The organism is Moorena sp. SIOASIH (assembly GCF_010671925.1).
In the GTDB taxonomy this organism is placed as follows: domain Bacteria; phylum Cyanobacteriota; class Cyanobacteriia; order Cyanobacteriales; family Coleofasciculaceae; genus Moorena.
The window spans coordinates 327747-349024 of sequence record NZ_JAAHIH010000006.1 but is presented as its reverse complement, the minus strand read 5'-3'; the positions used below and the strand labels follow the sequence as shown (position 1 = coordinate 349024).

Annotated in this window: 15 protein-coding genes; 6 read left to right on the top strand and 9 right to left on the bottom strand. The window is 45.5% G+C overall.

Annotated features, from left to right (window positions below):
* The first annotated feature begins 48 nt into the window (after positions 1 to 48).
* On the top strand, positions 49 to 177 hold the full coding sequence (locus tag F6J90_RS33545) for a hypothetical protein (protein WP_293104008.1): 129 nt from the start codon (positions 49 to 51) through the stop codon (positions 175 to 177).
* Between the two features lie 74 nt (positions 178 to 251).
* On the opposite strand, the gene thrC is transcribed toward F6J90_RS33545, so the two are convergent.
* The 3 genes from thrC to rimO all read right to left on the bottom strand — a co-directional run bounded on the left by thrC (position 252) and on the right by rimO (position 5110).
* Positions 252 to 1346, bottom strand: a complete 1095-nt coding sequence (thrC, locus tag F6J90_RS33540) for a threonine synthase (protein ID WP_293105276.1) — start codon at positions 1344 to 1346, stop codon at positions 252 to 254.
* Between the two features lie 224 nt (positions 1347 to 1570).
* Positions 1571 to 2980, bottom strand: coding sequence for a DEAD/DEAH box helicase (locus F6J90_RS33535; RefSeq protein ID WP_293104005.1), 1410 nt, complete (start codon positions 2978 to 2980; stop codon positions 1571 to 1573).
* A gap of 807 nt (positions 2981 to 3787) precedes the next feature.
* The gene (gene rimO, locus F6J90_RS33530; protein WP_293104002.1) at positions 3788 to 5110 is read right to left on the bottom strand and encodes a 30S ribosomal protein S12 methylthiotransferase RimO; all 1323 of its coding nucleotides are present in this window, start codon (positions 5108 to 5110) and stop codon (positions 3788 to 3790) included.
* An 820-nt stretch (positions 5111 to 5930) separates the two neighbouring features.
* Between rimO and btpA the strand changes: the two genes are divergently transcribed.
* Positions 5931 to 6761, top strand: a complete 831-nt coding sequence (btpA, locus tag F6J90_RS33525) for a photosystem I biogenesis protein BtpA (protein ID WP_293103999.1) — start codon at positions 5931 to 5933, stop codon at positions 6759 to 6761.
* On the opposite strand, the gene F6J90_RS33520 is transcribed toward btpA, so the two are convergent.
* Positions 6698 to 7033, bottom strand: coding sequence for a hypothetical protein (locus F6J90_RS33520; RefSeq protein ID WP_293103996.1), 336 nt, complete (start codon positions 7031 to 7033; stop codon positions 6698 to 6700). The genes btpA and F6J90_RS33520 overlap by 64 nt on opposite strands.
* Before the next feature lie 192 nt (positions 7034 to 7225).
* On the opposite strand from F6J90_RS33520, the gene F6J90_RS33515 reads away from it, so the two are divergent.
* The 3 genes from F6J90_RS33515 to F6J90_RS33505 are packed head-to-tail and all read left to right on the top strand — an operon-like array spanning position 7226 to position 9708.
* Entirely contained in the window at positions 7226 to 8218 is a 993-nt protein-coding gene (locus tag F6J90_RS33515) for a vitamin K epoxide reductase family protein (RefSeq protein WP_293103994.1), read from the top strand.
* Positions 8160 to 8438 (top strand): hypothetical protein, encoded by a 279-nt coding sequence (locus F6J90_RS33510; RefSeq protein WP_293103991.1) that lies wholly within the window; start codon positions 8160 to 8162, stop codon positions 8436 to 8438. The genes F6J90_RS33515 and F6J90_RS33510 overlap by 59 nt, the downstream gene beginning before the upstream one ends.
* On the top strand, positions 8431 to 9708 hold the full coding sequence (locus F6J90_RS33505) for an NAD(P)/FAD-dependent oxidoreductase (protein ID WP_293103988.1): 1278 nt from the start codon (positions 8431 to 8433) through the stop codon (positions 9706 to 9708). Before F6J90_RS33510 ends, F6J90_RS33505 begins: the two co-directional genes overlap by 8 nt.
* Before the next feature lie 61 nt (positions 9709 to 9769).
* Here the strand turns inward: F6J90_RS33505 and F6J90_RS33500 are convergent, their stop codons facing one another.
* From F6J90_RS33500 to F6J90_RS33485, 4 genes are all read right to left on the bottom strand, one after another.
* Positions 9770 to 10210: a condensation domain-containing protein gene (locus tag F6J90_RS33500; protein ID WP_293021389.1), complete on the bottom strand. Its 441-nt coding sequence runs from the start codon at positions 10208 to 10210 to the stop codon at positions 9770 to 9772.
* A 120-nt stretch (positions 10211 to 10330) separates the two neighbouring features.
* Positions 10331 to 11500, bottom strand: a complete 1170-nt coding sequence (locus tag F6J90_RS33495) for a pyridoxal phosphate-dependent aminotransferase (protein ID WP_070393215.1) — start codon at positions 11498 to 11500, stop codon at positions 10331 to 10333.
* A 192-nt stretch (positions 11501 to 11692) separates the two neighbouring features.
* Complete coding sequence (locus F6J90_RS33490; RefSeq protein WP_293103985.1) at positions 11693 to 17077, bottom strand: non-ribosomal peptide synthetase; 5385 nt, start codon at positions 17075 to 17077, stop codon at positions 11693 to 11695.
* Between the two features lie 262 nt (positions 17078 to 17339).
* Complete coding sequence (locus F6J90_RS33485; protein WP_293103982.1) at positions 17340 to 18554, bottom strand: hypothetical protein; 1215 nt, start codon at positions 18552 to 18554, stop codon at positions 17340 to 17342.
* 253 nt (positions 18555 to 18807) lie between these two features.
* Here F6J90_RS33485 and F6J90_RS33480 point away from each other — a divergent pair, with 253 nt between their 5' ends.
* Positions 18808 to 19842, top strand: a complete 1035-nt coding sequence (locus F6J90_RS33480; RefSeq protein ID WP_293103979.1) for a sterol desaturase family protein — start codon at positions 18808 to 18810, stop codon at positions 19840 to 19842.
* Here F6J90_RS33480 and F6J90_RS33475 read toward each other — a convergent pair.
* Positions 19823 to 21226 (bottom strand): MFS transporter, encoded by a 1404-nt coding sequence (locus F6J90_RS33475; protein ID WP_293103976.1) that lies wholly within the window; start codon positions 21224 to 21226, stop codon positions 19823 to 19825. The two genes, F6J90_RS33480 and F6J90_RS33475, sit on opposite strands and share 20 nt — an antisense overlap.
* Positions 21227 to 21278: the final 52 nt, after the last annotated feature.

The following is a 21278-nucleotide window of genomic DNA, read 5'->3' as shown; positions in this document are numbered from 1 at the left end:
CCAATTGCTGTATGACCACTCCTCACTTAGACCACAATAAATTGCACCTTGACCGTTTTGTACGGGTTTATCCCGATTAATGACGGCTTAAGAGTATCTCATCTGATGTATTTCGATCAGCCTTCGTTAATCATAGATGGCATTCATCATGTGGTGGATCAGGTACAACTCCCCTAAACCTCCAACCGGTTAACCTTGACCAAAAGGCCACCCGTGCGCGTTCAACCTAACAACCAACCTTACTCCCATCCCTAAGCCTCTTTTGGCTTTAACCCCATCACCTCTGCTACAGCAGCAGTTGTGGGCTCAATCCCTTCTGTCAATGGGTTGTTACTGTGTTCGATGGCAGTATCTGGATCTTTGAGACCATTACCTGTCAGCACACAAACCACAGTTGCTCCTGTGGGTACCTGGTCTTTTACTTTCAACAAACCAGCGACTGATGTGGCGCTCGCTGGTTCACAAAAAATGCCTTCTTGGGATGCCAATAACCGATAGGCATCTAAAATTTCTTGATCGGTAACACTATTAAATGCCCCTTTACTAGCTTCTTGGGCTGCGATCGCTTTTTCCCAGCTAGCTGGGTTGCCCACCCGAATTGCCGTTGCAATAGTTTCGGGATGCTTTAGGACTTTGCCAGCGACAATCGGAGATGCTCCAGATGCTTGAAATCCCATCATTTGGGGTAAGCGATCGCATTTCCCCTGCTGATGGTACTCGCAAAATCCCATCCAGTAGGCACAAATATTGCCAGCATTGCCCACTGGTATGCACAGCCAATCAGGAGCATCACCCAAGTTGTCCACTATCTCAAACGCAGCTGTCTTTTGACCTTCTAAGCGATAAGGATTGAGGGAATTTACCAAGGTCACCGGATACTTTGATGCCATTTCCTGGACAATTTTCAAGCAGTCATCAAAATTTCCCTTAATCGCTATTACTGTTGCTCCATATACCAACGCTTGGGCTAATTTCCCCAGAGCCACATAACCATCAGGAACAATCACAAATGCCCGCATTCCCCCCCGACGAGCGTAGGCTGCTGCTGATGCCGAGGTATTTCCGGTACTAGCACAGATTACCGCCTGGTCTCCTGCTTCCTTAGCTTTTGAAATCGCCATGGTCATTCCCCGGTCTTTAAAACTACCGGTAGGATTGAGACCGTCATATTTCACCAGTACCTTTACTCCTCTGCCAATAATTTTGGCAATAGTGGGCACAGGAATTAGGGGAGTATTACCTTCGAGTAAGGTTACCACTGGTGTGGAGTCAGTGACTGGCAAATAAGGACGGTAAGCCTCAACTAAGCCAGGCCAGTTGAGCGAAGTAGAAATGCCACCACTCACAGTAGAGGAATCAGAGACAGACAGACTTGAAGCCACGTTTGGTTAGGGAAGTATTAAGGGTGAAGTATCAAGTGTGAAGTGTGAAGTATGAAGCATGAAGCATGAAGCATGAAGGTTCTGATATGTCAACCCTCCCATTTATTTTTATTGCTTACTCAGCAACTGGTATATTTTGCTACTTCATCCAATACGCCTTCATCCTTTACACTTCATCTTTGTCTATCTTATCTTGACTGATTCTGAATCACAGGCTTTCTGGGTTTTTCTGTCCGATGGCGTTTATCTGTGTTAAGCCGAAGTTTGGGGCGTTCCACCATTCGTTCTTCGATATCGTCACTAATGGGGGGTTGAGTTTTGTCATAGAACAATTGCAATGCTGCCGCTGCGATCGCATGAGCATCATATTCTTCTTCCAACTCCCGTACAACTGGCAAGAAAGAAGCCATCCGTTCCCCTGATAAAGCTTCCCGTAACTCTGCCTGCAGTCTTTCTAAGCGCCGGGTCTCAATTTGTGAGCGCGTCGGAATCCGGGTAACTTCCAACCGTTGCCGCACCTTGCGCTCAATCTGGTAGAGTTTACGGCGTTCAAAAGGTTGAATCAGGGTAATTGCTGTTCCTGTCTTACCAGCACGACCGGTACGACCAATGCGGTGAATGTAGCTTTCTACTTGATCTGGCAGGTCAAAATTGATCACGTGGGTGAGATGATCCACATCTAGACCACGGGCAGCAATATCGGTTGCTACTACCCAACGCACTTGATTTTTCCGGAACCGATACAATAACCGCTCCCGCTGGCTTTGACTCAAATCACCGTGGTACTCATCCACACTGTGACCAGCGGCTTGTAATTGGTTGGTTAGTTCAGCAGCAGCTTTTCGTGTCCGCACAAAAATGATTGAAGCTTCTGGGTCTTCCAGTTCCAGAATCGGATGGAGAGCCCTGATTTTCGAGCAGCCACGGGGTACCATGTAAACTCGCTGTTCAATGCGCGCTGGTGCTGCTTTCGATTGCTGAACTTTAACAGTGACGGGGGATTTCAGGAACTTGCTGACTAGCTCCTGAATTGGCCGGGGCATGGTTGCTGAGAAGCAAGTAGTCTGACGCTCTTCGGGAGTCTGTTGGAGGATTTTCTTAACATCATCGATAAAGCCCATGCTTAACATTTCATCCGCTTCATCGAGTACCACCCAGCTGAGGTTGTCCAGCTTGAGGTCTCCCCGCTCTAGCAAGTCAATCACCCGTCCGGGAGTTCCTACCACAATCTGAGCCCCCTTGTACAGCATCCGAATTTGCCGCTCAATGGACTGACCACCACAGACGGTTAGTATATACAATCGACGGTCGTCACTGAAGTCCCGAATCGCTTGGTTAACTTGCTGGGCTAACTCTCGGGTTGGGGTTAGAATTAAGGCTTGTACGGTTCGCTTTTCCAAGTCAATGCGATCTAGCATTGGTAGGGAAAACGCTGCTGTTTTGCCAGTACCGGTTTGAGACATACCGAGTACATCATGGCCATTGAGCAGTTCAGGAATAGCTTGGGCTTGGATAGTAGTAGGTGTAGTGAAGCCGATTTTTTCGAGTTGGCTTACACAAGCTTCAGACAATCCCAGGCTTTGGAAAGAAACGGTCATAAGTTATTTTTCGATTTTTCGTTGGTTAGTTGTGGTTTTTTTCTGGTAAGTCAGAAAGTTAGTAGTTGAACGTGTGAGGAAACATTGTCATGGCTTGAAAGACAGTGAGCCATCAGGTTTGACTCACCATGGCTTTTTCCTTGACACACCTATGATGAGATGAGTAGAAAGTGGTTTAGTTTCCACCCATTTGGTGTTGATAGGCATCAACTACTAAGTTGCACCTTGTCTTGATACAGTCGCGCTTTGGGTTAAACCCCCTCAGGTCGGCGCTGCATCGCTGTCACCATCAGCTGTGGTCAGGAAGCGACCTATTTAGTGTGCCTAAAAGCTTGAGAGTAGGTTCATCCCACAAGAACACGTCTTACAGACGCAATGGTTAATGCCCTAGACACAGTTTTCAGGTTGAGGGTGGCTCCTTGTCTTGATGCAATAGCGAGTGGGGGAAACCCCCAAGACCGCGCTGCATCGCTAGCTAGGTATTGCCTGTTGGATTGGGGTGGGGTAAATCATCCCAAATTTGACCCTCAAAGCTGAATTGATGCACCGCTAAGCTAGTTTTTACCCCCTAAGCAGGTCTTTTAAGTGTGCCGTTTAGTCTGCCGTTTAGTCTGCCGTTTAGTCTGCCATTACTATGGGCGACAGAACTATGGGCGACAGACACTGGCTTTTCACAAGGCCAGACACCTTGTCTACAGCTCCATAATCTAAAAGACCAAGGATCATGTCTGGTTCAGGATTGACCAGATTACTTCCCCTAGTGGTGGAGTTTTTAATTCCAGCCCCTAGTTAAAGCGTGTGGCTTGTTTACGGAGGTAGTACTACAGAACCATACAAGTCGTAGAAATCACAATCAGTAATTTCTACTGATACTATGGTTCCTAAAGAGGCATCACCTTGAACGTAGACCAATCCATCCACCTCAGGAGCAAACCTGGCACTACGACCAATTAATTCACCCGTTAAGGGATTTTCTTGTTCTATGAGAACATCAACTATCTTGCCCAGACAGTTTTGATTTTTTTTCAAGGAAATCGGTTGCTGAACTGCCATCAGGGCATCCCGTCTGGCATCCATCACCCCTTGGGGCAACTGATTAGGCAATTTGTATGCTGCTGTTCCCTCCTCCGCAGAAAAGGTAAACACTCCAACATGGTCAAATTCATGATGCTGGACAAATTCCAGCAAGTGTTCAAAGTGCTGCTCTGTCTCGCCGGGAAACCCGACAATAAAGGTGGTTCGCAACACTGCATCAGGAAGTGCAGTTTTGAGCTGCTTGATGATAGCGTCATTTACTCGTCCCTGCCAAGGACGGTTCATGGAGCGGAGGATTTCTGGATTGGAGTGCTGTAGAGGCAAATCGAGATAAGGAAGAACATTATGAGTTTCCTGAATGGCTTTAATTACGGATGGGGTTAAACCGGTGGGATAGGCGTAGTGGATCCGAATCCAGGGGATGTCTACTTGACCTAATGCTCTCAACAGTTCTGCCAGTTTCGGTTCGCCGTATATGTCTAAACCATAGTTGGTGGTGATTTGGGAAATTAAAATCAGCTCTTGAACCCCTTGAGATGCCAACTGCTCAGCTTCCGCAACAATGGATTCTATGGTACGCGATCGCTGCTTTCCCCGGAGGTGCGGAATGATACAGAAGGAACAGCGGTAATCACACCCTTCTGCCACCCGCAGGTAAGCAACCCCTTCAGAAGTTGTTCGGTAGCGTGGCGTTGTTTCGTCAGCAATGTAGGTTGGTTCAGTAGAAACCTCTTGAACGCGATCGCCTGTTTCTACTCTTTGGATTACATCTACTATTTTATGGTAGTCCCCGGTTCCCACCACTGCCACTGCCTCTGGCAACTCTTCCAATAGTTGGCTTTGGAAGTGTTGAGCCATACAGCCGGTAATCACAATTTTTTGATCAGCTTCCGCCAGTTCTACCAGCGTGCGCACTGATTCTCGCCGCGCTTCTTCTATAAAACTACAGGTATTTACAATAACATAGTCAGCTAATTCTTCATTGGCATCAACCTGGTATCCTGCCTGCACCAGCAGACCCAGCATATGTTCGGTATCGATGCGATTTTTCTCGCAGCCCAAGTGAGATATTGCTACAGTTGGCTTTTTGCCCATTCATTCATCATTTTATATTGTACTACGGCTTAGTCACATAACCTACTGCCCTTTACCAGAACCTTACACCATTGATTGAGCTTGGTGTGATTGAGCTTAGTGTGTAAGTGATGTGCTCAACTCCTAATCTGCTCTGCTAATCTACTAGTACTGATGTTCCATGTTGATTTCACTATCAAAACCTATACACTCATTCTAAATTAAATTTTATTAAAATATTCAAAAAAATATGAGGAAATCTAAAAATATCCCTCACAGAAAATCATGGGATCGCGGGGATCGTGACTCCAACGGGCTCGTGTTGGTAAGCGTCTATGGGGGAGCGGGGGGCTGAGCTCCTACAGGTATTAAATCGAGTAGTGCTGATCTCGGCTCTTAACCACTTGCCCTCGGAAAGCTGAAACTTGACAGGACAAAGGTACAATCTACCTACTGGTACTACATATAATCCTATTTTACCCTTGACCTAGCATCAGTAGGCATCAAAAACAGATGTAGTAGTTTTGCGACTAACCTCTGTTAACCTACCACCACTAGAAATGGTCTTCAGGAATTAAGGTGCTTGCTTTGGGGATAGCACTGACCGATACAATTGGTTTGAGCGACTGGTTTTAGCAACCGGTCGAACTAAATCCCAGGTTTAATCAAAAAGGTAAGCACCATAGCTTTACCATTAATGCCAGTGGTAGACCGATGCCAGAAACGGCATCCGACCCTACTCTCAATTCCCAAGTTTTCTACAGGGGGCGCTGATCCGCTCTATCTGTAGCTTTTCCTCCCCGCTCCCTGATGAGATGGGGCTTCCAAACATCCCAGGATTGTGAACTTACAGCAAATTTTCCAGACACCGAATCCGATCATAGGAGTTGTGCATTTGCTGCCACTCCCTACTTCCCCGCGCTGGGGGGGTAGCCTGCAAGCTGTGATTGACCGAGCCGAGCAAGAGGTCACCGCCTTAGGGTCTGGTGGAGTCGATGGGGTGATTGTTGAGAATTTTTTCGACGCCCCATTTACCAAAAACCAGGTCGATCCAGCAGTAGTCAGTACCATGACGATCATAGTCCAGCGACTGATGAACCTGGTTCCCATACCAATAGGGATCAATATTTTACGCAATGATGCTCATAGTGCTTTAGCAATTGCTACTTGTGTAGGGGCTAAATTTATCCGCGTTAATGTTCTGACTGGGATTATGGCAACAGACCAGGGGTTAATTGAGGGACAGGCTCATACACTCTTGCGCTACCGTCGGGCACTGGGTAGTGATGTTAAGATTCTTGCTGATGTTCTAGTCAAACATGGACAACCTTTGGAGTCACCGAATATCACCATAGCTGTACAAGAAACCATAGAGCGGGGGTTAGCTGATGGTGTGATTCTCTCTGGCTGGGGAACCGGTACTCCTACTAATCCCCAAGACCTGGTGTTAGCCTCGGCGGCGGCTAAGGGCAAACCAGTGTTTATTGGCAGTGGGGCTAATTGGGAAAATATTTCCACCCTGATGCAATATGCTGATGGGGTAATTGTCTCTAGTTCCCTCAAGCGTCGTGGACAAATTGATCAACCTATTGACCCGATTCGGGTCAGTCAATTTGTGGAAGCAGTACGCAGTAGTGTGTCTGCTAAACAAGAAGAAAAACCAATTGTTTGACCGTTGGCCGGTTGAACGCGATCGCGTGGCCTTTTGGCCAAGGTTGGCCGGTTGAAGGTTATCAGGTTGAAGGTTGGTCGGTTGAAGGTTGGCCGGTTGAACGCGATCGCGTGGCCTTTTGGCCAAGGTTGGCCGGTTGAAGGTTGGCTAGTTGAAGGTTGGCCAGTTGAACGCGATGGACGAAGTCCCGCTTTCAGCGATCGCGTGGCCTTTTGGCCAAGGTTGTCTGTCAGAATGCAGAATGTAGAATTAAGAATGTAGAATGAGCGCATTCTACATTCTTAATTCTTAATTCTTAATTCTTAATTCTTAATTCAACAAGGTTGTTCGCTTAGCGTCGCCGCAAGGCCAAGCTTCACCTTCAACAGACAGTATGTTAACTTGGTTTCTGTCTATTGGTTGTTTGACTTGATAACGTAGTAGTTAGTACTTTCAAGCAACCCCTATTCCTAATTATCTAGATTATGAGTGTAAGTCGCAGGCGTTCTGTCCCCTGGATTTATCGTTGGTCCCGTCAGCTGATTGCTGCGATCGCTGTCGTGGGTGCCCTGTTAACTGCTTATCTGACTGTGGTTAAACTGACAGGTGGTACTGCAGTTTGCACCGCAGGTGCAGCTAATGCTTCCAGCTGTAATGATGTTCTTTCCAGCCCTTATGCTAGTATATTTGGTCTGCCACTAACCTTGTTTGGCTTCCTGGCATACACCAGTATGGCTACATTTTCCTTGGCTCCCTTGTTAGTAAAGGGAGACCCAAAGAAGGGACTTCGCTCAAAACTAGAAAATTGGACTTGGTTACTGCTGTTGGCAGGTGCAGCAGCTATGACAGTTTTCAGTAGCTACTTGATGTACTTGCTAGCGTTTGAGATCCAAGCACTCTGTATATACTGCATCAGTTCAGCATTATTTGCCATTAGCCTGCTAGTCCTAACCCTTGTGGGTCGCAGTTGGGAAGATATCGGTCAAATTTTCTTTATCGGTATGATCGTAGGCATGATCACCTTGGTGGGTACCTTAGGAGTTTATGCTAATGTTGGGGAATCCGTGGCTACATCAGCAGACAATGGTGGTCCAATTCCCACAGCCTCTGGTGCGCCAAACGCAGCGATTGGTGGCTGGAAAGTTAACACAACCTCTGGTGAATCGGAAATTGCTCTGGCGCGTCATTTGACTGAGGTTGGTGCTAAAAAATACGGAGCTTACTGGTGTCCCCACTGCTATGAGCAGAAGCAACTGTTTGGAAAACAGGCATTCTCTCAAATCAATTATATAGAGTGTGCTCGTGATGGCAAAAATGCTCAGACAGAAGCCTGTATCGCTGCTGGAATTCAATCCTATCCTACTTGGCAAATTAATGGCGAATTACTCCCTGGTGTCCGAACTCTAGAAGAATTGGCTAATGTCACTGACTATCAAGGCTCAAGGGACTTTAAGTACTATTTGCCAGGACGATCCTAATTGGGAAGTGTGGGAAGTGTGGGGAGATGGGGAGGTGGGGAGATGGGGAGATGGGGAGATGGGGAGATGGGGAGATGGGGAGATGGGGAGATTTTTATTAAGGGTAATTATCGGTTCTGATATTAATAAGGTAAACAAGATTTTTTCCCTGTTCCCGATTCCCGATTCCCGATTCCCGATTCCCGATTCCCAATTCCCGATTCCCGATTCCCTTGGATAATTCAGAAAATCTCAATGTCGTAGTCATTGGTGGTGGAGCCGCTGGTTTTTTTGGGGCAATTACCTGTGCCACTACTCATCCCCATACCAATGTCACTCTCCTAGAAGCCTCACGCCATCCATTATCGAAGGTGCGCATCTCTGGTGGTGGACGCTGTAATGTTACTCATGCTTGTTTTGACCCAGCCCAGTTGGTGCAAGCTTACCCGAGGGGAAGCAAAGCATTGCGAGGGGCTTACACCCGCTTTCAACCGAAGGATACCATTGCTTGGTTTGGTGCTCACGGTGTTGAGCTGAAAACTGAGCCTGATGGCAGGATGTTTCCGATTACTGATAGTTCCGAAACGATTGTTGATTGTCTCTTACAAGTGGCTAAGAGGGCAGGGGTGAAGATTCGCACTAGTAATCCGGTTAAGTGGATCTCTCGGCAATCTTCCCAACACCCAACTCCTGACACTCCACACCCGACCCCAGGAGGATTTGAGATTGGGTTGAGGAATGGTGAGACTATAAAATGCGATCGCGTTTTGGTTGCTACTGGTAGCAATCCCCTAGGCTACCGTTGGGCAAAAGCCTTAGGTCATACCATCGAAACCCCGGTTCCTTCTCTATTCACCTTTAATATCCCAGACTCCCGTTTACAGGATTTAGCTGGGGTTAGTGTTAAACAGGTCTGCCTCAAATTACCAGATGCTGGTAAAACCTTGAAGGACCAAACGGGACCATTGCTAATTACCCACTGGGGTTTAAGTGGTCCAGTGGTACTCAAGCTTTCTGCTTGGGGGGCGAGAGTGTTGCATGAACACCATTATCAAATGCCCTTGTTGGTGAATTGGCTTCCTGAGTACAACCCAGACCGATTGCGTAAATTACTCCTCGATGTTAAATCCCAGTTACCTCGACGCTTCATTACTACTAGTTGTCCGATTCCTATCCCAAAGCGCCTTTGGGTCAGCTTAGTGACTAGTGTCGGAGTGGGATCAGAAAACCGTTGGGCTGAGTTATCGAAAAAAACCGTACATCAGTTAGTTCAAGAACTGACTCAGGGAAGGTATTTGATTCAAGGTAAAGGGGTTTTTAAGGAAGAGTTTGTCACTTGTGGTGGTGTTAGTCTCAAAGAGGTGAATTTCAAGACTATGGAAAGCCGCCAATGTCCAGGTCTTTACTTTGCTGGGGAAATTCTCGATATTGATGGAGTTACGGGGGGATTTAATTTTCAGAGTGCTTGGACAACGGGTTGGTTGGGAGGTCAAGGGATTGGAAATAGTTAGTGTTGTGGTAATTGGTAATTTGCCTTTTCTTTGTCCATTAATTGTGATAGTATTTGCGTCCTTAGTTAGAGTTCAAAATCCCAACGTACCAGTAAGCCATTTCAGAGTTTTGTAAGTCAACCAGGGCTTTACCCAGTTCAACCCCTTGTTGTCGATCCCTGTCTAAAAAATCATCCATCTTGGCTGTTTGGGCTTCAGGAGATAGGGTTCGCCAGTCATGCTCAATCCAGGTTAGCTTGAAGGTTTTACGTACAACTTGCACCGGCTGCTTACGGTTTCTCCAAACAAATAAGGTGCGCAAAACTGGGTGTCTTTCTACCAGTCTCACCCAAGCCTGTTCAAAGAACTTCGGATTCAGCTTGCCGTGAATCGTCAACTTAAATTGGTCGAAATATACCCGATGTTCCGGGTGATACAATGTCTGAAATAATATCCCTTTTTGCGTTGAGGAAAGGGGATACATTGCTTCAATATCTTTAGTTTTATTTTGGGCAACAACCATTTTTTATATTGAGAATTTTTATGTTAAAGTCTTAAGAAATAAGGGAACAGGGAATGGGGAATAGGGAACAGGCAAGAGGCAACACTAGGGAATCTCCGTGCCTTTAGGTCGGGGAAGATGTTAAATGAGAGTATGAACTGCCTGCTCAATTCGATCCAATGCCTCTTCAATCTTGCTGAATGAGTTTGCGTAGGACAGGCGTAAATATCCCTGACCTTGATTGCCAAAAGAAGAACCAGGTAACACTACCACCCCAGCCTCAGTCATCAAATAATCTGCTATGGCTTGATCATCTAACGGTAACTGGGAGACATTTGGAAATGCATAGAATGCCCCTCTTGGCATTTGACAACTGATACCAGCTATTTGGTTGATCCTGGTGACAATCATATCTCGACGCCGATGAAATTCCATCACCATCTTCTCAACAAAGGTTTGGTCTCCTTCCAGGGCAGTCACCCCTGCCAATTGAGTAAACGAACAGGTACAGGAATTGGTATTGATCATGAGTTGAGTTAGCTTTTCACTGATTTCTGGAGATGCAACGGCATAGCCCAAACGCCAGCCAGTCATAGCATAGGTTTTAGAAAAACCATCTAGTAAAATAGTGCGCTCCTCCATGCCTGGCAAACTTGCAATACTAGTATGGGTCTGGTCGTAGAGAATATGAGAATAGATTTCGTCTGCGAGAATGTAGAAGTCGTATTGCTGAGCAAGGGTAGCAATTTCAGCTAGATCCTCAGACGTCAGCACTCCCCCAGTTGGGTTTTGAGGAGAGTTGAGGATCAATAACTTGGTACAATCGTTGACTAGGGTTTTCAAATCCTCAATTTGGATGCGAAAGTTCACGACTTCTCGCAAAGGTAGCGGAACAGGTTTAGCTCCGACAAAGTCAATAACTGATTTGTAAATGGGAAACCCTGGATTTGGGTAAATGACCTCATCTTGGGGATCAACCAGAGCCAGAATAGTCAAGAATATTACGGGTTTTGCCCCTGGCATTATGACAACCCGATCGGGTTCGACTGACAAATGCCGGGTTTTGGAAATGTGGCGTGCGATCGCTGACTTCAGTTCTGGTAGTCCTGCTGCAGGACCATAACCCGTGTGGCCCGCTTGCATGGCTTGGTAGGCTGCCTTACAAATGTGAGGAGGAGTAGGAAAATCTGGCTGTCCAATCTCCATATGAATTATATCTCGTCCTTGGGCCTCCAATTGTTTGGCTTTGGCGAGATATTCAAAGGCAGCTTCAGTGCCTAACCGTTCCATTCGGAGCGCAAAAGTTCTCATGGTCTTGATGTAATCGTTTATTCACTTTTCCAGTGCAGTGCGCTTGAGTTATAGTGTGGTAGTGTAGGTTATCCTGTGCCCCTCCCACTGTTTTTGTACTTGATGTGTTCAGTACTGTAACATACAATGCCAGCCACCAAGCCTCTCTCGTTACCACTCCGGATGCGCGGAATTCCCCATCTGTAGCTTAGGTCATATCTCAATTTCCTCAGTGTTTTTAACTGCTGCAAGGTCCACTGCATCTCGACCAAACCATAGCACTAGATCGATGTGTTTAGCCCACCCAGCTACCGTTGGATATTCAAAGAGGCTTTGGATTGGCAGTTCAATCTGCAAAGTTTGACGGAGCTTTGAAATGACCCGAGTAGCAAGGAGAGAATGACCACCCAATTCAAAGAAGTTGTCGTGAATACTGATGCGATCGCATTTCATGACTTCAGACCAGATTTTAACAATCCTGTACTCAGTTTCAGTTTGGGGTGCAGTAAACTCAAGCCTGTGAGGGAGTTGAGAAAAGTCAGGAATCGGCAGAGATCGACGATCTACCTTGCAATTTAGGGTTAAAGGCAAGGTTCTTAATTGTACAAAGGCGGAGGGGATCATATAATCTGGTAGCCTCTGCTTGAGAAACTGTTGGAGTTGATTAGGGAGAATTTGCTTATCTGCCTCAACTACAACGTAAGCGACTAACCGCTTATCTCCTGGATTATCTTCTCGGGCTAACACAACGACTGCCTGTAAATCAGGATGCTCACCGAGCACTGTTTCGATCTCTCCTAACTCAATGCGGAAACCCCGAATCTTAACTTGATGATCAATCCGTCCTATAAATTCGAGATTTCCATCTGAACGGTAGCGGCAAAGATCACCAGTTTTGTAGAGGCGACCCAAAGCAGGATGGCAGATAAATCGTTCTGCTGTCAGATTAGGACGGTTAAAGTACTCGCGTGCTAAACCATCGCCACCAATATAAAGCTCTCCCGAAACTCCTATAGGAACTGGATGATAGCTGTCATCCAACAGATAAACCTGAGTATTTGAAATCGCACAACCGATTGGAACCGACGTGCCAATGGCTTCAAGATTTCGGATTGGGTAACAGCAGGTAAAAGTTGTATTCTCCGTCGGACCATAACCATTAATTACAAGGGTATTCGGTAAGGCTCGAACTGCTTTCTTGACATGGGTAACTGACAGAACGTCTCCCCCCGCCAGAAGTTGTCGAACTGAGGTGAAAGACTCCAAATGCTCTTCTACCATCTGATGGAAGAGTCCAGAGGTGAGCCAAACTACAGTGATTTGGTGATGTGATAGCAGATGTGCGATCTCTGCCAGAGATGGACGAGCAGCAGGAGCTAGGACTAATTTTGCTCCATTGAGCAAAGCCCCCCAAACTTCGAAGGTGGCCGCATCAAAGGCAATGGAAGCTAGTTGTAGGCATGTGTCGTCTGAGCAAATTGTCACATAGTTAGGATCGATCGCCAAACGTATCACTGCTTGATGGGGAATACTAACTCCTTTGGGTTGACCCGTAGAGCCAGAAGTATAGATTACATAGGCTAGACTCTCTCTTGTCACCAATTGCGGCTCTGACGAGCTATCAGACTGCACTTCATAAGATTGCAATCCATTGGATTGTGTCAAATCAATCTCATCGAGACAAATCAGGACACACTGCTCATAATTGGCTAATCGGGAGCGCAAAGTCGTTTGCGTAATTAATACGGGAATTTGCGTTTCATTTAAGATGAAAGCCAAGCGCTCCGAAGGATAGTTGGAATCAAGGGGAACGTAGGCTCCTCCAGCTTTGAGAGTTCCTAGCATGGCAACAATCAACTCTGGTGATCGTTCCAGGCAAAGGCCGACCAATACTTCTCGTTCTACACCCAAGGTCTGCAAATAAGTGGCAAGCTGATTTGCACGGCGATCCAGTTCTCGATAAGAGAGCTGTTGTTCTCCAAACACTAAGGCAACCGCATCTGGTGTACGTTCTACTTGTTGTTCAAACAGATGGTGTATGGAGGAATCACCGGGATAATCTCTATGGGCTTGGCTCCATTGTGCCAGTAATTGCTGCTGTTCTGCTTCGGTTAGCAGGGGTAACTCAGAAATTAATTGATCTGGATTGGCAACAATCCCTTTAAGCAAGGTTTGAAAGTGGTGATGCAATCGTTGAATTGTGTTAGATGTGAATAAATCACTGTTATACTCCCAAACCCCTTGCAACCCTTGAGAAGCTTCCCGCATTGACAAAATCAAATCAAATTTTGCAGTGGTCCGTTCTACCCTTCGTGGACTCACGGTTACGCCTGGAAAACTCAAGGCATGGGATGGGATGCTATTTTGCAATACAAACATGACCTGAACCAGGGGATGATAGCTCAGGTTGCGATCTGGATTTAATTCCTCTACTAACTTCTCAAACGGGAGATCCTGATGGGCATAAGCATTTAAGGCAACTTGGCGAGTTCGTTGCAACAATTCTAAGAAGCTTGGATTCCCTTCAAGGTTGTTACGCAACACCAATGTATTGACAAAGAACCCAATGAGAGGCTCAATTTCCTGACGATTACGATTGGCGATTGGCGACCCAACAACGATGTCAGTTGAGTTGCTGTAACGACAGAGTAAGATTGAAAACGCGCTCAGAAGTGATATGAAGAGGGTAGTGCCAGATTGTTGACTGAGAAGTTGTAATTTTTGGGTTAAGTGAGCATCTAAATCAAATTCAATCGTGCTACCCCGAAAAACTTGTTTTGCTGGACGTGGGTAGTCGGTTGGTAAATCTAGCAGGGGTGGACTGTCTGCAAGTTGGTTTCGCCAGTAGTCGAGTAAGGTCTCCAGAACTTGTCCTTGTAACCATTGATGCTGCCAATAGGCAAAATCTGCATATTGAATGGGCAAGGGTGCCAGCGGTAAAGGTTCCGATTGACAAAAAGCAGTATAGAGTTCGGAGAGTTCTTGCTGAAAGATGCCCAGTGACCAGTCATCGGCAACGATGTGATGGATTGTAATCACAAGCACATGGACTGTTGTACTGCATTTCAAAAGCTTGCAACGAACAAGCGTATCTTGGGCAAGGACAAACGGTGTTTGAGCCTCAGCATTAATCAAAATCTGAATCTGAGATTCTAGTTCTGTTGGGGGAAGCGATTGTAAGTCGATTAGGGGAACCTGAACTGTAACGTCAAGTTGAATTTTTTGATATGGAGCAGCATTATCGCTCGGAAAAATGGTCCGTAGCCCTTCGTGGCGCTGCACAATTGTTTGAAGACTTTGGGTCAGTACTGATAGATTTAAGTCTCCTTCCAGTTGCCAGACATTTGAAATATTATAAGTTGAACTAGGTCCTTCTAATTGATCAAGAAACCAAAGACGTTGCTGAGCAAAAGATAAAGGAACCTTGGTGTCTTTGGGAACTGAACTAATGGTTGTCAGTTTAATTGAGTCTGTTGGCTGGATAGTGTCGATCGACTGGGCTAATTCCATCAAAGTGGGATAAGCAAACACTTGAGCCAGAGGTAATTCAATGAAGAATACGTCCCTGATCCGAGAAATCACCTGCGTTGCAAGCAGGGAATGTCCACCCAATTCAAAGAAGTTATCGTCAAGGCTAATCTGAGTAAGATTGAGAATGTCACACCAAATCTTGGCAAGCTTCACTTCGGTCTCTGTACGGGGAGCAATCAATTCTCGGTTTTCAAACTGCGCTTCTTGTTGTGCAAGCAGCACCTTACGATCGACTTTGCCATTCGGAGTTAGGGGAAGATCTTCCAGAATCACAAACTTGGATGGCACCACATAGCGAGATACTTGGGCTTGGAGATATGTCTTGAGTTGATGGATCAGCTCTGAGTTTGACTCAGCAACGGTAAGACTATCTATCTTCACAGACTTGCCAGATCTTACCGTTTGGAGGGCGATTTCAATTTGCTCCCAATTGTTATCCTCACGAGACAGGGATGTTGGTTCGAGGGTTAAATAAGCAACTAAATAAGGTTCATTCAGGTTCGTTTTCAGATCTAAAACAGCAGCTTCCCTAACGGTGGGATGTTGAGAGAGAATTGCTTCAATTTCGTCTATTTCAACTCGAACACCATTAATCTTAACTTGACGATCTACACGCCCCAACATTTCAAAAACCCCATCGCTCCGACATCGCCCCAAATCTCCAGTTTTGTAGAGGTAGAATGGAACAGTCTGGTCAAGTTCTTGTTCACTATTGCCGGACTTATGATTAATCAAGGGATTAACGATAAACCTTTCATCATTCAGTTCTGGGCGTTTAAAGTATCCCTGAGATACCGCTGGTCCTCCCACGTAGATTTCCCCGCAAGTTCCAGGCGCTACAGGGGTTAAATTATCATCAAGGATGTAGAGTTTCATCCCTGGTAATGGCTGACCGATCGGCATCACAGCGCCAGGTTCTCCGGATTGGTAAAAACAAAAGGCAACCGAACCTGTTGCCTCTGCTTGACCATATAGATTCAACGTCGCAGCAGGATGCTGTAACCTCTCTTGCCAGATCTGAGGAATATATTGGGGGACAGGTTCCCCATGACCGTTAACAAATCGTAGAGTGTTGGTCAGAAGTTTCTGGCGCGTATCAGGAGGCAAATGCTGTAGGGTTGAATTTAGAATTCGCCAATAGGATGGCACCATATCCATTAAGGTAACCTGCTGATCCTTTGCCAGTTGTAGCACTTTGAGCGGGATTTGACGTTCTTCCGAGGTCGCGATAACAACAGTTGCCCCATGTGATAGGGGTGACAATAACTGACGGGCAGATGTGGCAAAGCAGATGGAGGCAAGGTGCAAATAAATATCAGTGGATTGCAGAGCCATGGGCTGAACGATCGACCAACAGTAATGTGCCAGATTCCGATGGCTGATCATTACGCCTTTGGGTTTGCCCGTTGAACCAGAGGTGTAAATAATATAAGCGAGGCGATCGAGGGGGTTGATTTCAGGAGAAGATTTGGCTCGCTTGTCCCAGCTCAGTTTATCGCGGCCTTCACTGCACTGATCTACAGAAGGAGGATCTTCCACCTTCGACGGGGAAAGATCCTTGGCCGTCACTGGCGCAGAAATCGCTGTCGAGACAGATGGTTTTAATTTCGATGAGATTACTGAAGCAAGGGACAAACGACCGTCGGTCTCGACCTTTAACGTGATCACCTGTGCAATTGTTGATAGTTTTGGTAAATCCTGACACAACTGAGGTTCAGTTAAGACTATCGCTGCTTCAGTCTCTGCCAGCATAAATTCGAGACGCTGCTTGGGATATTGACTATCAAGTGGAACATAGGCACAACCCGCTTTCCAAATTCCCAATAAACCAACAATCATAGCCAACGATCGATCCATATACAGCCCGATCAATCCTCCGGATTCAATCTCTAAATGCTGCAAATGCTCAGCAACTTGATCGGCAAGCTGATTGAGTATGCGATAGGTCAGGGTCTGACCTCCACAAATTACAGCAGTTTTGTTAGGTATATTGTGGGCATAAGCATCTATCAGTTGATAGATACATTTGTTTCTTTGTTCAGGCAACACTTGATGTTTCAGATTCATCAGTAAGTTTTCCTCACCAGGTTCTTGCTTTGGAGTTGAAAGAGTGGCAATGGGGGGGGTGATCATAACTAAAGAACCGATTGGTAGGTTAAGGGGAGAGGGTCACCGATAAGTAGGTGGGCATAAATAAACGTTAAAACTCAAAATCCGAAAATGAAGCTGGAATCCTCTATTCATAGGGGTTTCATGATTTTGAATTTCCATCGCTATTTTACACTTAATTACGCCCACCTACTTAGCAAAAATCACGATTGCAGTGAGATCATGAAGGTTTTTGGGATCGATTCACTAAATCAACCAATTCATGATCAAATAGCATTCGCTTATTCTGAATCGTCCCTTCACGAATCTGGGGCAACAGTTTGAGAGCAGCTTCATCAGTCAACGGTATGCCCAACCCAGCAAATTTATGCTGGACAGCCCGTTTGCCAGAATGTTTATTGATCCCTAAACGTCGAGCAGTGTTAGTTTTGCCAACAAATTCAGGGCTTATCAGCTCGTAATTTGCAGGGCTTTTCAACACACCATCTACATGAATACCTGAGGAATGAGACCAAATATTGGGACCTACTACTGGTGCATTAATCGGGATCGGGCGACTACTTGCTTGCGAGACATAATCACAAACGCTGGAGAGTCTCGATTCCTGTACAGATAGATTTATATTTAGCCCAACTTTCAACGCACCCACTAATGTAGCCAAATCAGTGTTACCAGCTCGCTCACCAATTCCATTCACTGTAGTGGTTAAATAGAGCTTCCGGCTTGGTATTTTTTTGTGGGACTGGTACCAGATCTCAAATGCTTTAGTCGCAGCCACACAGTTGGCAACCGCCATACCCAGATCATTATGGGCATGAAGTTCGACATCGATCTCCGAGTTATTGAGAATATCCGTTATGGTCTCGAAGATGATGAAGGGATCAGTGCGACCTACGGTATCGCAAAGCCGCACTCGATCGGCACCAATTTCCTCTGACATCTGAATCATGTCAAATAAAAATGAGTGATCAGCATTGAAGGCATCCTGAAAGTCAGAAACAGCGTATAAGCCGTTCTCCTTGATGAAAGCTAATGCACTCCGTTGAGCTTGTAAGATTTTGTCCGGTGTAGATCTCAGGATGCTATCAATCATATAAGGGGTAATCGGAGTAGAAGAGCAGCAGCCATCTAGGCCCAACTTAACTGACCAGGATAGTTCTTCACGCAATGGCCGATGCCAGCCTAACACCCGTGCTGAGATACGCCCATTGGTTTTACGGGAAATCAGCTCTTGCAGGTAGGTCCTTTCACTTCCTTCTTGAGCTGGAAATCCAGCTTCCAACTCCTGAATGTCTAGTGCATCAAGTTGTCTAGCAATTTCCAACTTTTCCTCATTGCTGAAGACAATGCCAAATGTCTGTTCACCATCACGGAGGGTAGTATCTGAAATTATGATTGAATCTTTCAGGTCATTACTTTTCATTAATTGATTCATGGTTTTTTCCAGAGAGATCTTGAAAAAGGTGTTACAATGTACGTTTGTCGATTGTTCAATTAGAAAAGGTTAATAGGATGTAAGAGTAGTTCACACGTTACCTTAACCTTGAGGGTATAAATTATTACTTTTCAAATGATTACAGAATTTTACCACGGCTTCAAGGCGAAAAAATTCTGCTTCAGAAACAGGTGAATGATATCCTATAAGGATTGCTTGGCTAGACGCCTACTTCCCCCACTTCGCAATTACGATGTTAGATTTACTGCAATCATCTCGAATTCAGTTTCTATGGCGAGGGTGTCAGAATGTCGCTGGGATAACTTTAAGATTGGTAGTGATCTGTTTTCTAGTGCAAACCGCGATCGCCTGGAGTGACCTTGCCTACATTAGGACATTGGCCGAAGAAATTCTCATAACTCTTAGCCACGAGATCTCCCTTAATCCGTGGTTTTATGGGATTGTCTCAATGATTCTACTGATCGAAATCTGGTTACCCGCACGTCAGCAGGCTCGGCTGTCCGTTGGTTTCTGTCAAGACTCCTTGTGGTTGCTAGGTGACCTTGTCGAAACGATTCTTTTTCTGAAGCCTTGCATCTCCGTTCTTTACGCTTTGAGCAATCGTGTCGGTTTCCCTATCTTTGATAGCGCAACAATACTTCCTCCACCAATCATGTTAGTGCTCGGCTTTCTGCTTAGCGACTTTCTAATTTGGTTTGGACATATTCTACGCCACCATATCCCAGCCTTTTGGTATTTTCATGCTGTCCATCACTCCCAAACCGAACTGAACCTCTTGAGTGGTCTACGCTTTCATATCGTTGATAAAGCAATTGCTTATATCATTGTTGCTTTACCCATGATCGCGCTTGGGATTTCTGCGCCTTCTATCATTCTATTTAAAGTGTTGCAAAAGTGGTATTTACGTATCTATCATGCCAATCTCAAACTCAATTATGGTTGGTTGAAGCATATCATGATTACCCCTCAGTCTCATCGCATTCATCATTCAATTGAACCACAACATCGCGATCGCAATTTTGGCTCAATTTTAATTATCTGGGATTACTTATTTGGAACTCAATACTGCCAATATGACGAATACCCAGCAACTGGCATCGACGATCCGAATTTTCCCCTTGAAAGCAGTCGCCAGCCGCACCATCTTCTGATCAACTTTATTCATCAAAACCTCTACCCATTTCAGCAACTTTCGAAATTCTCAATTAATCACGATCGGTTTACAGGTTGGTTCAAAAACTTGTTTGTTATTCAACCTCAGAAATAACATCAGATGAATCATCTCCAATTACATCAGGTAGCTCATCCTCAAGGTATCTCAACCGAGGTGAAAAATAAGCGATGCAAGTCATGGTAAGCGTTAAGATTCCCATGCAAATATAAAGCAAACCAATACCTCGGCCAGGACCTACCCCGATCGCTTGACCAATCAGTCTAGCAGCTGGGTTATCTCCACTCATAAAGCGTTCAAAGTAATGATCAGCAAGGAAGCCAGCAAGAAGAAAAGAAATAGGGATTCCAGAGCGAGCAACTGATCTTAATAACGCTAAAACCCGCCCTAGTAATTCAGGGGCTACTTTACGTTGAAAGATACTAATAATGGAGCTGTTAATTAAGGGGACAGGTAGAAGCAAACAAAAACTTGAGATCGTAACTAACCAAATTGAGGGACGAATACCTTCAAGCAGAATGGATAAGCCGATTAAAGCCATGCCAATCAGAATGGTGCGCATTTGATTTTGCTTACCTCCTCTGCTCATTGCCACTAGACCTCCTGCAACCATACCAACATTTGAGCAGGACACAACTAGGCCAAAACCGATCACTGATGCGAAAGAAAGAATGAGGGGAGCCTCTAAAACAGCATGGGCTCCTATCAAAAAGTTACAGACTGTTAGTAGAAAAGTAAGCCATAGAAGACCTGATCGTTCTTTACAGTAATTCCAGCCAAGGGCTAAACTCTGCATAAATGACTCATGCTCAGTCTGCTGCTCAGTTTCAGCGGCAATCTCAGGGAATTTGACGATTAAGAGAGATAGTAGGGCAAAGGCCAGGGTAATGAAATCGATAGCCACAATGCCTTCAAACTGAACGATCCCTAATAAAGCTGCAGCTAGTGCAGGTCCTATCAACTTGGATATGGCTTGACTCGTTTGCATCATACTGTTAGCACGAATTAGCTTATCTTTAGGGACAAGCAAACTGGTTGCAGCAAGATAGGCTAATTCTTGAAAGGTGCTAAAGCTAGATCGCAATATATTAGTCAGGCAAATATGCCAAAGTTCTAAATGACCTGTTACGTACAACCAAGCTACTATCAAGGTAGACAAGCCAGCACAGAAATCACTGATTATCATTGTCCATCGGCGATTCCAGCGATCGATATAAACTCCAGCAATGGGACTGATGAGAATAGTAGGCAGCAAAGTAGATAAAATAGGCAATGAAAACAGGGTGACAGAATCCGTGTGTGAATAAACCCAGATGCTGATGGCAAAACTGGTAAGCCTGGAGCCAAGTAGAGAAACGACCTGGCTGAGCCAGATGAAGCTGAAGATTTCCATACCCTCTAGGGCAGTAAATTGCTTCGTGAAAGCGTTAATGATGGGAAAGCTGCTACCATTAATGCGTGATTGCTTTATATCAGTCATTTGATTTATCAGTACATCACTGCCCGAACAATTTGCAGTTTTTCTAAGCAAG